This window comes from Actinomycetospora sp. 2LY8.5 (assembly GCF_057180585.1).
In genome coordinates this window covers 390,506-403,627 of sequence record NZ_JBXUHE010000001.1, presented here as the reverse complement: position 1 = coordinate 403,627, position 13,122 = coordinate 390,506, and the positions used below count along the sequence as shown (strand labels likewise).

At 75.3% G+C, this 13,122-nt stretch carries 10 protein-coding genes; 5 read left to right on the top strand and 5 right to left on the bottom strand.

Annotation, left to right across the window (positions count from 1 at the left end; genetic code table 11):
* Positions 1–42 precede the first annotated feature (42 nt).
* Both AC2A1K_RS01775 and AC2A1K_RS01770 read right to left on the bottom strand, forming a co-directional pair.
* Positions 43–948 (bottom strand): M56 family metallopeptidase, encoded by a 906-nt coding sequence (locus tag AC2A1K_RS01775; RefSeq protein WP_483894582.1) that lies wholly within the window; start codon positions 946–948, stop codon positions 43–45.
* A gap of 100 nt (positions 949–1,048) precedes the next feature.
* Positions 1,049–1,468 carry a BlaI/MecI/CopY family transcriptional regulator gene (locus AC2A1K_RS01770; protein WP_483894581.1) on the bottom strand — a complete coding sequence of 140 codons (420 nt, stop codon included), beginning with the start codon at positions 1,466–1,468 and terminating at the stop codon, positions 1,049–1,051.
* Between the two features lie 95 nt (positions 1,469–1,563).
* On the opposite strand from AC2A1K_RS01770, the gene AC2A1K_RS01765 reads away from it, so the two are divergent.
* Genes AC2A1K_RS01765 through cydC form a run of 3 tightly spaced genes read left to right on the top strand, consistent with a single transcriptional unit; the run spans position 1,564 to position 7,310 of the window.
* The gene (locus AC2A1K_RS01765) at positions 1,564–3,027 is read left to right on the top strand and encodes a cytochrome ubiquinol oxidase subunit I (RefSeq protein ID WP_483894580.1); all 1,464 of its coding nucleotides are present in this window, start codon (positions 1,564–1,566) and stop codon (positions 3,025–3,027) included.
* A 12-nt stretch (positions 3,028–3,039) separates the two neighbouring features.
* Entirely contained in the window at positions 3,040–4,002 is a 963-nt protein-coding gene (gene cydB / locus AC2A1K_RS01760) for a cytochrome d ubiquinol oxidase subunit II (RefSeq protein WP_483894579.1), read from the top strand.
* A complete protein-coding gene (cydC, locus tag AC2A1K_RS01755) occupies positions 4,002–7,310 on the top strand; it encodes a thiol reductant ABC exporter subunit CydC (RefSeq protein WP_483894578.1) in 3,309 nt (1,102 codons plus the stop codon). Before cydB ends, cydC begins: the two co-directional genes overlap by 1 nt.
* Here cydC and AC2A1K_RS01750 read toward each other — a convergent pair.
* Positions 7,286–7,789 carry a MarR family winged helix-turn-helix transcriptional regulator gene (locus tag AC2A1K_RS01750; protein ID WP_483894577.1) on the bottom strand — a complete coding sequence of 168 codons (504 nt, stop codon included), beginning with the start codon at positions 7,787–7,789 and terminating at the stop codon, positions 7,286–7,288. The two genes, cydC and AC2A1K_RS01750, sit on opposite strands and share 25 nt — an antisense overlap.
* A 44-nt stretch (positions 7,790–7,833) precedes the next feature.
* Here AC2A1K_RS01750 and AC2A1K_RS01745 point away from each other — a divergent pair, with 44 nt between their 5' ends.
* Both AC2A1K_RS01745 and AC2A1K_RS01740 read left to right on the top strand, forming a co-directional pair.
* Complete coding sequence (locus AC2A1K_RS01745; protein ID WP_483894576.1) at positions 7,834–8,151, top strand: thiamine-binding protein; 318 nt, start codon at positions 7,834–7,836, stop codon at positions 8,149–8,151.
* Between the two features lie 89 nt (positions 8,152–8,240).
* A complete protein-coding gene (locus tag AC2A1K_RS01740; protein ID WP_483894693.1) occupies positions 8,241–9,185 on the top strand; it encodes a tetratricopeptide repeat protein in 945 nt (314 codons plus the stop codon).
* Positions 9,186–9,351: 166 nt separating this feature from the next.
* Here AC2A1K_RS01740 and AC2A1K_RS01735 read toward each other — a convergent pair whose 3' ends face one another.
* Entirely contained in the window at positions 9,352–10,758 is a 1,407-nt protein-coding gene (locus AC2A1K_RS01735; RefSeq protein WP_483894692.1) for a neutral zinc metallopeptidase, read from the bottom strand.
* A 49-nt stretch (positions 10,759–10,807) separates the two neighbouring features.
* Positions 10,808–13,054 carry a 1,4-alpha-glucan branching protein GlgB gene (gene glgB, locus AC2A1K_RS01730; protein ID WP_483894575.1) on the bottom strand — a complete coding sequence of 749 codons (2,247 nt, stop codon included), beginning with the start codon at positions 13,052–13,054 and terminating at the stop codon, positions 10,808–10,810.
* Positions 13,055–13,122: the final 68 nt, after the last annotated feature.

The following is a 13,122-nucleotide window of genomic DNA, read 5'->3' as shown; positions in this document are numbered from 1 at the left end:
CTACGTCGCGGCCGTGGAGGTCATCCTCGGTGCGGGCCCGCGTCAGCGCAGGACGCCGGCGGCCGGGAGGGCCACCGCGAGCCAGGGGATGACGACGGCGACGGTGGGGACGACGACGACCGCGAGCGCCGCGAGGTAAGTGCCGGTGGCCAGGGTGCGGCTGCCGCACGGGTGCGCGCGGACGCGTTCCAGCCGGGCGCCGACCTCGGTGTCGCCGGTGGCGCCGAAGGCCTCGAGCGCGCCGGCCATCGCCGCGTCGGAGCAGCGCGCCCGGGCGGCGTCGTCGGCGAGCATCTCCAGGAGCATCCCGACCGCGTCGCGGGCCTGGCGGCTGCGCGCGAGCACCGGGAAGGCCTGGTGGAGGGCGACGAAGCCCTCGCGGACGAGGTCGTGGCGGGCGTCGAGGTGCGCCTGCTCGTGGGCGAGGACGGCGCGCAGCTCGTCCGGGTCGAGCGTGTCGAGGGCGGCCTCGGTGACGACGACCCGCGGCGCCCGTCCCGGCAGGCAGTAGGCGAACGGGACGGCGCCGTCGAGCACCCGCAGCACCGACTTCGCCCCGGCACCGCCGCCGATCAGCGCGCTGCGCTCGGCGCGGTCGAGCAGGTCGACCATGTCCCGGTGCCGTGCGCGGCGCCGGCGGGTGCGCACCGCGAGCAGCACCAGCACGCCGAGCAGTCGCAGGACGATGAGCCCGGCGAGGATCGCGGCGATCGCCACCGCGACGACCATCGGTGTGCCCTGGCGCTGCTCGGGGCCGAGGGCGCGCAGGAGTTCCTCGGGCGCGGCGAGGGCGCTGCCGACGGCGGCGAGCACGGCGGCCAGCGCGATCGCCTGCCAGAGCACGATGGCGGCGCGGGGCACGCGCTGGGGCCACCGGGCGCGGGCGAGCATCGAGGGGACGGGGCCCGCCAGCACGAGGGCCAGCGCGGCCAGCCACACCGACGCCATGGGATCAGTCTGGGCCCGGCGGACACGAAGCGCAGCGGAGCTGGACCATCAGCTCGGACACGAAGCGCAGCGGAGCTGGACCATCAGATTCGGCGCGAGCTCACGACTCGGGGGCGCCTTCCTGACCGTCGATGCGCGGGTGCGGGACCTCCGGGACGACCGGCGCCGCCGCCGGCGGCCCGGTCTGGAGCGCCGCGCGCAGGGCAGCCGCCTCCTCGGGGCCGACCTTGTCGACGAACGCCACCAGCGCGGCCGTGCGGTCCTCACCGACGTCGCCGAGCGCGTCGAGCATGATCGAGGCCGCCAGCTGCTCGCGGGTGGAGGCCGCCGAGTAGCGGTAGGCCTTCCCGTCCCGCTCCTGGCTGACCACGCCCTTCTTGGCCAGACGACCGAGGACGGTCATCACCGTGGTGTACGCCAGCTCGCGCTCGAGCCGGTCGTGCACCTCGCGGACGGTCAGGGGCGCCGGAGCGGCCCACAGCTGCGCCATCACCGCGCGCTCGAGCTCACCCAGGGCCACGCCCCTCATCCTAGCGACCTCCCCCCTTGCCAACGCAAGCCGTCGTACTACGCTCGGTCGTAAGTACGACACTGCGTCGTAGGTGGGAGGTCGTCGTGACCGCACTGGAGCTGTCCCGACTGCAGTTCGCGGTCGTGACCGTGTACCACTACCTGTTCGTCCCGCTGTCGATCTCGCTCGCGACGCTGACGGCGCTGCTGCAGACGCTCGCGTACCGCAGCACGAAGCGGAGCGGAGCTGCTGCGCGGGAGACCGACCGCAGCACGACGGACCCCCGCTGGCAGGGGTTGACGCTGGTCGCGGGCAAGTTGCTCATGATCACATTCGCGGTCGGGATCGTCACCGGGCTCGTCCAGGAGTTCCAGTTTGGGCTGTCCTGGTCGGCGTTCGCGCGCTTCTACGGCGACGTTTTCGGTCCGACGCTCGCCATCGAGGGGATGCTCGCCTTCTTCCTCGAGGCGACGTTCCTGGGGCTGTGGTGGTTCGGCGCCGACCGCCTGCGCCCCGCGCTGCACCTCGCGACGATCTGGATCGTGGCGATCGGCACGTTGATCTCGGCGTACGTGATCCTCGCGGCCAACGCGTTCATGCAGAACCCGGTCGCCTACACGCTCGACCCCGAGACCGGCCGGGCCCGCTTGGGCAGCTTCGCCGACCTGCTGACCAACGAGGTCGTCCTCGCTGCCTTCCCGCACACGATCGCCGGCGCGTTCGCCGGCGGCGGGGCGCTGCTGCTCGCGATCGGGGCGTACCGGGCGCGGCGCGGTGACCCGGACGGCCGGTGGCGGCTCCTCACCCGCGTCGGGGCGTGGACGACGTTCGCGGCCGGCGCGGCGGTCGCGCTCACCGGCGACCTGCTCGGCAAGGTCATGACCGAGGTCCAGCCGATGAAGATGGCCGCGGCCGAGGCGCTGTACGCGACGCAGGCCGGGGCGCCGTTCTCGCTGTTCGCCGTCGGTGCGCCCGGCGCGAAGGAGCCCTTCTTCTCGCTCGACGTGCCGTGGCTGCTGTCGTTCCTCGCGACCGGCGACCCCACCGCGACCGTCCAGGGCATCGACGACCTGCAGGCGCAGTACACCGCCCAGTTCGGCCCGGGCGACTACGTCCCGGTCGTCCCGGTGGCCTACTGGAGCTTCCGCTTCATGATCGGCTTCGGGGTGCTCGCGACGATCGTCGCGGCCTGGGTGCTGTGGCGGACGCGGCGGGACCGGTCGCTGGACGGGGCGCACGGGCTGTCCGGGTGGGTGGACCGGTGGCTGCTGCGGCTGCTGTGGACCGTGCCGGTGATGCCGGCGCTCGCCGCGACGGCGGGCTGGCTGTTCACCGAGACCGCCCGTCAGCCGTGGCTGGTGTTCGGCCTCTTCCGCACGGCCGACGGGGTGTCGCCGGGACTGACGCCGAGCGAGCTGGCGGTTTCGCTGGCCGGGTTCGCGCTGGTCTACGGCGTGCTCGCGGTGGTGTGGGTCCGGCTCGTGCTGCGCGTGGCCCGTACCGCCGGGGAGGACCCGGCGCCGGTCCCCGTCCCGGACGCCGACCGTCCCCTCGTTCCGTCGTACTGAGGAGCCGCCGCCATGGATCTGCCGACGCTCTGGTTCGCGCTCGCCATCACCTGCTGGGTGCTGTTCTTCGTGCTGGAGGGGTTCGACTTCGGCGTCGGCGTGCTCGCCTCCGTGCTGGGCCGTGACGACCACGAGCGGGGCGCCGGCGTCACGACGATCGGCCCGGTGTGGGACGGCAACGAGGTGTGGCTCGTGGCCGCGGTCGGGGTGACCTTCGCGGCGTTCCCCGACTGGTACGCGGCCCTGATGAGCGGGCTCTACCTGCCGTTCGTGCTGATCCTGCTCGCACTGGCGGCCCGCGGGGTGGCGCTGGAGTTCCGGGGCAAGGGCGGCACCGAGGCCTTCCGGCGGCGGTGTGACGGGGTGCTCGCGTCCTCGTCGCTGCTGGTCGCGGCGCTGTGGGGGGCGGTGCTCGGCGTGCTGGCCACGGGGCTCGCGCTCGGCGCCGACGGAGAGGTCGCCGGCGGGGGACCGGACCGCTCGCTGGCGCCGCTGGTGTCCGCGCCGGCGCTCCTCGGGGCCGCGCTCGGTGTCGGGGCGGCGCTGGTGCAGGGCGCCACGTTCCTGGGGTTGCGCACGACCGGGCCGCTGCGGTCCCGGGCACGCGCGGCGGCCCTGGTGACGCTCGTACCGGTGGCGGTGATCGTCGCTCTCGTGGCACCGGTCGCGCTGGTGGCGGTGGCCGTGGTGGCGGTGGCGGTGGTGCTGCGCCGCGAGGCGCTGGCGTTCGCGGCGGCGTCGGTCGCGGTGGCGGTCGGCGTCGTCGGGGTGCTCGCGGCGCACCTGCCGGTGGTGCTGCCGAGCACGCTGGACCCGGCGTTCTCCCTGACCGTGACCGGGGCCGCGGCGAGCCCCGGGGCACTGGAGCTGATCACGATCGCGGCGGTGGTCGTGCTGCCCGGGGTCGTCGCGTACCAGGCGTTCTCGTACTGGGTGTTCCGGCGGCGGGTGGCGAGCGAACGAGTGGCGTCCTGATGGACCGCCGGCTGCTGATCCTCGCGCGCGGGGCCTGGGCGGGCGTCGCCGGCCTGGTGGCGGTCGGGGCGCTCCAGGCCTTCTCGACGGTCGCGGCGGCCCTGGCGGCGGCGAGCGTCGTGACCGCGCTGGTGACGGGGCCGGGCCTCGTGCCGTTCCCGGCGGTCGCCGTCCTGGCGGGCGTGGTGATCGTCCGGGCGGCGCTGGCGTGGCTCGAGCCCGTGCTGGCCGCGCGGACGGGCGAGCGCGTCGTCGAGCGCGAGCGTGAGCGGCTGCTCGACCGCCTCTCCCGCGACGACGCCCCCGCCGTCGTGCCGCTGGCCTCGCACGGGGTCGACGCGCTGCGCGGCTGGTTCACCGCGACGCTGCCCGCGCTCGTGCTGGCGGTGGTGCTCCCGCCCGCCGTGCTGGTGGTGCTGGCACTCGCGGACCCGACGTCCGCGCTGGTCGTGGCGGTGACGCTGCCGCTGGTGCCGGTGTTCGCGGTGCTGCTCGGGTGGGCGGCGCGGGCGCGCGCCCGGCGGGAGTGGGCGGCGGGGGAGCGGCTCGCCGGGCATTTCCTCGACACCGTCACGGGCCTGGCCACGCTGCGGCTGTTCGGGCGCGGTCAGCGGGCGGTGTCCTCCGTCGGGGAGCTCGGCGAACGGCACCGGGACGCGTCGACGCGCGTGCTGCGCGTGGCCTTCCTGTCGTCGGCGGCCCTGGAGCTGCTGGGGACGCTGTCGGTCGGCCTCGTCGCGGTCGGGGCCGGGGTGCGGCTGGTCGAGGGAGCGATGGCGCTGTACCCCGCGCTGGTCGCGATCCTGCTCGCCGGCGAGGCGCACCGCCCGCTGCGCGAGGCCGGGGCGCGATTCCACGACAACGCCCGCGCGACGGCGGTGCTGGACGGGCGGGATGCACTGGTCACCTCGGCCGTGCCGGTCGCCCTGGAACGGTCGGTGGCGGCAGGGTCGGCGCGGGTCCGGGTGCGCGACCTCGCCGTGACGCACCCCCGGCGATCGGTCGCGACGCCGGCGCTGCCGTTGCTGGACGCCTCGGGTGGCGAGCTGGTCGTCGTCGCCGGGCCCTCCGGGGCGGGCAAGACGACGCTGCTGCGCGCGCTGGCCGGGACGCTGGACGACGCGTGCTCCGCGACCGGCTCCGTCGATGTGCGCGGGCGGCTCGTCGTGCTCGGCCAGCACCCGCAGCTCCCGCACGCCGCGACCGTGGGCGAGGCGCTGGGCGCCGGGTCGCCGGACCTTCTGACGCGGCTGGGGCTGGACCTGGACCTCTCCCTGCCCCTCGCCGAGGCCGGCCGCTCGCTGTCGTCGGGCCAGCGCCGTCGTGTCGCGCTCGCCGCGGTGCTCGGCGACGCCGACACCGACCCCGCGCGCACCGTCGTCCTGCTCGACGAGCCCACCGCGCACCTCGACACCGACACCGAGCAGGCCGTCGTCGCCGAGCTCCGGGCGCGGGCGGGGCGCGGGGCACTCGTCCTGGCCGTCGCCCACCGCCCGGCCCTGCGCGACGGCGCCGACCGGGTCGTGGAGCTGGGCGCGCCTGATGCAGCGAACGTGCCTGATGCAGCGAACGTGGCGTTCGCGGCTTCTATGCGCACGAACGCCGCGTTCGTGCCCGCGGCGTCGGAGTCCGGGCCGGCGAGTGCCGGCGCGAACGGGGACTTTGCGCGCTTAGAGGCAGCGAACAGCGCGTTCGTTGCGAAGCGCGCCGAGCACGGGCTCGGCGCGGCCGTGGTGCTCGGGACCGGGGCGGCGGTGGCGGGCGTCGCGCTGACGGCGTCGGCGGCCTGGCTGATCGCGCGCGCCGCCGCCCAGCCACCGATCCTCACCCTCTCGATCGCCGTGGTCGCGGTGCGCGGGTTCGCGATCCTGCGGCCGGTGCTGCGCTACCTCGAGCGGGTCACCGCGCACGCCGACGGGCTGGCGCGCATGGCGCGATGGCGCCGGCAGGTGGTCGCGGCACTCGCCGATCGTGTGCCCGGGGCGCTCGCCGGGCGCCGGGGTCACCTCCTCGCCCGGGTGACCGACGACGTCGACGTCCGCCTCGACGGCCTCGTCCGCGGGGTGCTGCCGCTCGCCGTCGCGGCCCTCGCGCTGCCGGTGCTGCTCGGCGTCGCCGCGCTCGCGAGCCGGCCGCTGGCCGCCGCGCTGGTGCCCGGGCTCGTCATCGCCGTGATCGGCGCGCCCCTGGCCGCCGCCCTCGCCGCCCGGCGCGCCGCCCCGGCGGTGGAGCGGGGCGTCGACGACCTGCGCGCCGCCGTCGTCGAGACCCACGCCGCCCGCGACGAGCTCGCCGCCCGGGATCCCGACGCGCTCCGGGCACGCCCCCGGGCGACGGCGGCCGTGCTCGCCCGGGCCCGGCGCCGCGAGGCCGCGGGCGGGGCCGTCGCGATCGCGCTGGCGCAGCTGGGGCTCGGCGCGGCGTCGGTCGCCGCGGCGCTGGCGGCGCCGGCGAGCACGTCACCCGAGCTCGCCGCCGTCGCCGTCCTCGCGCCGCTCGCGCTCGGCGAGACCGTGCTCGCCCTGCCGGCGGCGGCTGCCGCGGTGGTCCGCGGCCGGCGGGCGCGCGACCGTCTCGTCGCGCTGGAGTCGCCGGCGCCTCCGGCCCGCGAGCCCGAGCAGGCGCGGACGCCGAGCGGGCACGATCTGCACCTCCACCACGTCACCGCCGGCTGGGGTACCGAGCCGGCCCTGCGCGGTCTCGACCTCGACCTGCCCGCCGGCCACCGCCTCGCGATCACCGGGGTCTCGGGTTCGGGCAAGTCGACGCTCGCCGCCGTGCTGTTGCGGCTGCTCGACCCCCGCCAGGGCACCGTGACCCTCGGCGGCGTCGATGCCGTGACGGTCCCCGGCGACGTGTGGCGCCGCTCCGTCGCGCTCGTCGGCGAGCACGACCACGTCTTCGCGACGACCCTGCGCGAGAACCTGCGCTTCGCGGCACCGGACGCCACCGACGCCGACCTCCTCGCCGTCCTCGCGCGGGTCCGGCTGGGCGACTGGTTCGCCGGCCTGCCCGACGGCCTCGACACCTGGCTCGGCACCGGGTCGGTCTCCGGGGGCGAGCGGCGCCGGCTCGCCGCCGCCCGCGCGCTGCTGGTCGACCCCGCCGTGCTCGTGCTCGACGAGCCCACCGAGGGCCTCGACCCCGCGACGGCGCAGGTGCTGATCGCCGACCTCGTCGGCGCCGCCCAGGAGAGGTCCGTCGTCCTCCTCGCCCACCGCGGCGAGGGTCTCGACCTGGTCGACGAGGTCCGCCACCTCGCCGGCGGGGTGCTGCAGCGCGCTCAGGCGAAGTCGCCGGCGGCGTGACGCACGCGGGCCAGGAGGTCGGTCAGCGCCTGGGTCTGCTCGTCGTCGAGGCCCACGAGCCCGAAGTCGATCGCCGTCACCGACGCCGTCGCCGCCGCGCACCGCTCCCGGCCGGCCTCGGTGATCTCCACCAGCGTCGTGCGGCCGTCGGTCGGGTGCGGGCGCCGGACCACGAGGTCGGAGGCCTGCAGCCGGTCGACGATGTTGGTGATCGACGTCGGGTGCAGCTGCAGCCGCTCGCCCATGATCCGCATGGGCAGCGACCCGGCCCGCGCGAACCGCAGCAGCACCAGCGCCTCGTACCGCGCGAACGTCAGCCCGTGCGGGCGCAGCGCCCCGTCCACGGCCTGCTGGAGGATCTGCTGGACGCGCATGATGCTCGTGACGGCGGCCATCGCCCGCGGCTCGCCGATCCGCTCGTTCCACAACGACGCGGCCCGTGCGATCGGGTCGAACGGCAGCGGCGTGGAGGCGGTCATGACACGGGCGAATCTAACAAAGCCCGCGTGGCAGGCTGGTGCTCGTGATCGTGGCGTTCAGCGTGTCCCCGTCCGGCGTCGGCGTCGACGGAGCCCCGGCCGACGACGGGTCGGTGTCCGAGGCGGTCGCGGCGGCGGTCCGCGTCGTGCGCGAGTCCGGCCTGCCGCACGAGACCTCCTCGATGTTCACCTCGATCGAGGGCGAGTGGGACGAGGTCATGGACGTCGTGCGCCGCGCCACCGAGGCGGCCGGACGCTACGGCTCGCGGGTCTCGCTCGTGCTCAAGGCCGACATCCGCCCCGGGCACACGGGCCAGATGCAGGCCAAGGTCGCGCGCGTCGAGGAGCGCTTGCAGCGCTGAGTCGCGCGCATCATGCAAGTGGCAGACTTGGGGGCGTGGCACGTCCCGATTCCCGCCAGGCGGCGCAGGCCGCTGCACTCTCCTCCGCGATGGCCGGAGCCGTCGACCTGTCCGGCCTGAAGGCCCGGGCCGAGGCCCGTCCCCAGGCGTCGCAGGGCGGCGCGCCGAGTCCGGCCGGCCCGCCGGTCGACGGCGCCGCCCCGGCCGGTGCGCCGGCCACCGTCGTCGACGTCACCGAGGCGACGTTCCAGTCCGAGGTCATCGACCGCTCGATGACCGTCCCGGTGGTCGTCGACCTCTGGGCCGAGTGGTGCCAGCCGTGCAAGCAGCTGTCGCCCGTGCTCGAGAAGCTCGCCGCTGAGGGCGGGGGCGCGTGGGTGCTCGCGAAGATCGACGTCGACGCGAACCCGCGCATCTCACAGGCCTTCGGTGTGCAGTCGATCCCGATGGTGGTCGTGGTCGCCGGTGGGCAGCCCGTCACCTCCTTCCAGGGCGCCCAGCCCGAGCCGCAGTTGCGGGAGTGGATCAGCCAACTGCTCGACGCGCTGCGCGAGCAGATGCCCGGGATCGCCGAGGCGGAGGCGCGCGGCAGTGAGGGCTCGGCCGAGCCCGTCGAGGAGCCCGAGGACCCGCGGATGGTCGCGGCCGAGGAGGCCCTCGAGCAGGGGCACTACGCCGACGCGGCCGCCGCCTACGAGGCGATCCTCGCCGCCGAGCCGAACCACGCCGAGGCCCAGGCCGCGCTGGCGCAGGTGAAGTTCCTGGAGCGCGCGGAGTCCGCCGATCCCTCCGCCATCGCCCGCGCCGACGCGGCGCCCGACGACGTCGACGCGCAGATCGCGGCCGCCGACGCCCAGATCGCCGCGCAGGACGTCACCGGGGCCTTCGACCGGCTCGTGCAGACCGTGGCCCGCACCGGCGGCGACGAGCGCGACCGCGCGCGGACCCACCTCGTCGAGCTGTTCGAGCTCTTCGGCACCGAGGACGAGCGCGTCACCACGGCCCGCCGGGCCCTGGCCCGCGCGCTGTACTGAGCCCCCGTCGGCCGGCGCGAACGGGGACTTCGCGCGCCTAGAAGCAGCGAACGCCACGTTCGCGGCGACGGGAGTGGGCGGCCAACGCCTCCCACCCGGTGATCAACGGGGACTTCGCGCGCATAGAGGCAGCGAACAGCGCGTTCGCTGCGAAAGCCCCTGCCGCTCAGACGCCGCGGAGGCAGGCGTCGGTGCCGCCCGTGACGCCGGCGCGGAAGACGCGGATCCGTTCGTAGCCGGTGCCGGCGGCGGCGACGCCGTCGGTGCCGCGGGAGGCGTCGTCCTCGCGTAGGAGCAGCGTCACCGACTCGTCGAGGTCGCCGGGGGACAGGGCGAAGCCGCTCACGCCGGTGCCGACCGCCGCGCTGTAGGCGCCGGCGAGGCAGAGCGCGGCGCGCCCGCCCTCGGCGCCGGTGGTCGGGCGGCCCAGGGCGGCGAGCGCCGCGGTGCCGAAGCGGGACGCGAGCAGCGTGCCGGTGGCGTAGTCGCCGATGCGGGCGTGATCGGCGGCGAGGGTGCCGCCGGTGTCGATGTGCACCGCCGACGGCGTGCCGTCCCCGGGCGCGCACCAGGCGACCCGGCCCTGCACCGGGCCGTCGGCGTCCGGACACAGTGCCTGGCCGCGCTCGGTGCCCGGCGTCGTCCACTGCCCGCCGCGCTGCCGGACCTCGCCGCCGAACCAGCGGTCGAGGTCGGGGACCATCGCCTCGATCAGCGGCGCCAGCCCCAGGTTGCCCCCGGAGCTCTCGTCGGCCTGCGACCGGAACGCCTGCTGGGTGAACACGCGGTCGCGCCCGATCGCCGCGCACACGGCCGGTGTGCCGTCGAAGCCGTCCTGGAACGAGGAGACGCGGTCGAACGCGTTGCCGTGCGCCTGGGCGTTGCGCGGCGAGGTGCCCACCGGGTCGCGGAACCCGATCAGCGCGCCCATCGCGCCGTCGATGCCCGCCGAGCTCGTACGCAGGTCGGGCAGCCCGCCGTCGCGCACCTGGCGTAGGAACACGCCCGCGTAGCAGTCGGCCTGGGCCTCGAGCAGGATCGTCGGGGCTCCCCGCAGCGCGCCGGTGCGGTCGAGGCGGCCCTGGATCGCGTGCCCGAACTCGTGGGAGAGCACGACGACGACCGCGGAGTCGCCGAAGTCGCGGCGCAGCTGCGGCAGGAGCTCGCCGCGGTCCCAGGCGATGATGTCCGCGCTCGGGCAGTAGAACGCCGTGCCCTGCACCTCCTGGGGGTTCTGCAGGCAGGGCACGGTGACGTTCCCGCCCTCCCCGCCCGCGCGGTTGCGCGGGTCGAGCGAGAAGTAGCCGGCGAGCGGGCGGAACGCCTCGCCGCCGGCGAGCCGCGGGAGCTCACGGGCCCAGTAGCCCTCGAGGTCGCGCAGGGTGGCGGCGGCGAGACGGTCCTCCTCGCCGCCGTCGGTGCCGCCGATGAACGAGGGGTCGACGCCCGCGCTGACCTCCGGGCCGGCGATCGCGCGTCCGTCGACCGGGAACGCGCATGCCGACGTGACCAGCACGGCCAGCACCGCACACGTCACGACCAGCGCCCGCACCGATCCCCGCACGCGCGCCATCATGCCCGGGCTGCGTGTGCCGTGAGTGGGGTTCCGGACAAGTGGCCGTTCACCCCGGAGCGAGCCAGAGGACACCGTTCGCGGGCAGGGTCACCTCGGCCGAGGCGGGGCGCCCGTGCCAGCTCGTGGACGACGCGATGACGGCGCCGTAGTTGCCGACGCCGCGTCCACCGTAGACCTCGGCGTCGGTGTTGATGACCTCGCGCCAGCGCCCCGTCCGCGGCAGGCCCACCCGGTAGTTCGGGTGGTCGGACCCGGAGAAGTTCACGACGCACGCGACCGGGTTGCCGTCACGGTCGTGGCGCAGGAACGACAGGACGTTGCCCGACGCGTCGTTGGCGTCGATCCACGAGAAGCCGGCCGGGTCGTTGTCGAGCTCGTACATCGGGCGCAGCGACCGGTAGGCGGCGTTGAGGTCGCCGACCAGCCGGCGCAGGCCGCCGTGGCGCGGGTCGTCGAGCAGCTCCCAGTCCAGCGAGCGCTCCTCGGACCACTCGCGCACCTGGCCGAACTCGCCGCCCATGAACACGAGCTGCTTGCCCGGGTGCGCCCACATGAAGCCGAACAGCGCCCGCACCCCGGCAGCCTTGCGCTCGTCGTCACCCGGCTGGCGCGTCCACAGCGAACCCTTGCCGTGCACGACCTCGTCGTGGGACAGCGGCAGCACGTAGTTCTCGCTGTAGGCGTACGTCATCGAGAACGTCATCTGGTTGTGGTGGAAGCTGCGGTGCACCGGGTCGCGCCCGATGTAGTCGAGCGTGTCGTGCATCCAGCCCATGTTCCACTTGAACCCGAAGCCGAGGCCGCCGAGGTGGGTGGGCCGGGTGACCCCGGGCCAGGCCGTCGACTCCTCGGCGACCGTCACGACGCTCGGGTGGCTCTTGTAGACGGTGGCGTTGACCTCCTGGAGGAACGACACCGCCTCGAGGTTCTCGCGGCCGCCGTAGCGGTTGGGCGTCCAGCCGCCGTCGGGCCGCGAGTAGTCGAGGTAGAGCATCGAGGCCACGGCGTCGACGCGCAGGCCGTCGATGTGGAACTCGTCGAGCCAGTACAGCGCGTTGGCGACGAGGAAGTTGCGGACCTGCGAGCGCCCGAAGTCGAACACGAGCGTGCCCCAGTCGAGCTGCTCCCCGCGGCGCGGGTCGCCGTGCTCGTAGCAGGGCGTGCCGTCGAAGCGGGCCAGCGCCCACTCGTCCTTGGGGAAGTGCGCCGGCACCCAGTCGACGATCACTCCGATGCCCGCGCGGTGCAACCGGTCGACGAAGTAACGGAAGTCGTCGGGGGAGCCGAACCGCGAGGTCGGGGCGTAGTACGAGCTGACCTGGTAGCCCCACGAGCCGCCGAACGGGTGCTCGGCCACCGGCAGCAGCTCGACGTGGGTGAAGCCGGTGTCGGTGAGGTAGTCGGCGAGCTCGTCGGCGAGCTCGCGGTAGCCCAGCGCCCCACCATCCGGCCGCTGGCGCCACGACCCGAGGTGCAGCTCGTAGACGCTCATCGGCTCGGCGTGCGGGGTCGACGCGGCCCGCTGCGTCATCCACTCCTGGTCGGACCACTCGTGGGTCGACGTGGTGACCACGGACGCCGGCGTCGGTGGGAGGTCGGCCGCGAACGCCATCGGGTCGGCCTTGTCGAGCCAGTGCCCGTCCGGGGAGAGGATGCGGAACCCGTAGCGGGCGCCGTCGCCGATCCCCGGGACGAACAGCTCCCAGACACCGGAGCCGAGCGCGCGCATCGGGGTGGTCGTGCCGTCCCAGCCGTCCCAGTCACCGCACACGCGCACGCCGCGGGCATGGGGCGCCCACACCGCGAACGAGGTGCCCTCGACGGGACCGGCGGGGGTGGGCCAGCGGCGGAAGTGGGCGCCGAGGGCGTCCCAGAGCCGCTCGTGGCGACCCTCGCCGATGAGGTGCAGGTCGACGGGACCCAGCACCGGCGAGAAGCGGTACGGGTCGTCGTCGATCGACTCGACGGTCTCGCCGGTGGCCTCGTCGGTGCGCCGCGTCGCGAGGCGGTAGCGCGGCAGCGGGCCGGGGACGCCGGCGGCGAAGACGCCCGCCGCGTGGACCGCGGCCAGCGGGTAGCGCCCGGCGGTCGGGCCCTCGTCGACGACGACGTCGACCGCCTCGGCGCCCGGCCGCAGCGCGCGCACGATGACCGTGCCCGGCGACTCGGGGTCGCGGTGCGGGCCGAGCACGCCGTGCGGGTCGCGGTGCGAGCCTTCCATCAGCAGATGGACGTCGAGGTCCGACGGCGTCGGCGACGCGGGTCCGCGGACTCGGCTACCGGGAACGGACATGCTCACCACTCCTGCTACGAGACGGGCCGTTCGGTACTGGTACCCACGTTCACCACGGTGATCGCGGG

Excerpts from the sequence above, each read along its gene's own strand:
- AC2A1K_RS01735 (WP_483894692.1), bottom strand. The coding sequence starts at position 10,758 with ATGGCGCGCGTGCGGGGATCGGTGCGGGCGCTGGTCGTGACGTGTGCG.
- cydC (WP_483894578.1), top strand. The coding sequence starts at position 4,002 with ATGGACCGCCGGCTGCTGATCCTCGCGCGCGGGGCCTGGGCGGGCGTC.
- glgB (WP_483894575.1), bottom strand. The coding sequence starts at position 13,054 with ATGTCCGTTCCCGGTAGCCGAGTCCGCGGACCCGCGTCGCCGACGCCG.
- AC2A1K_RS01750 (WP_483894577.1), bottom strand. The coding sequence starts at position 7,789 with ATGACCGCCTCCACGCCGCTGCCGTTCGACCCGATCGCACGGGCCGCG.
- AC2A1K_RS01740 (WP_483894693.1), top strand. The coding sequence starts at position 8,241 with ATGGCCGGAGCCGTCGACCTGTCCGGCCTGAAGGCCCGGGCCGAGGCC.
- cydB (WP_483894579.1), top strand. The coding sequence starts at position 3,040 with ATGGATCTGCCGACGCTCTGGTTCGCGCTCGCCATCACCTGCTGGGTG.
- AC2A1K_RS01775 (WP_483894582.1), bottom strand. The coding sequence starts at position 948 with ATGGCGTCGGTGTGGCTGGCCGCGCTGGCCCTCGTGCTGGCGGGCCCC.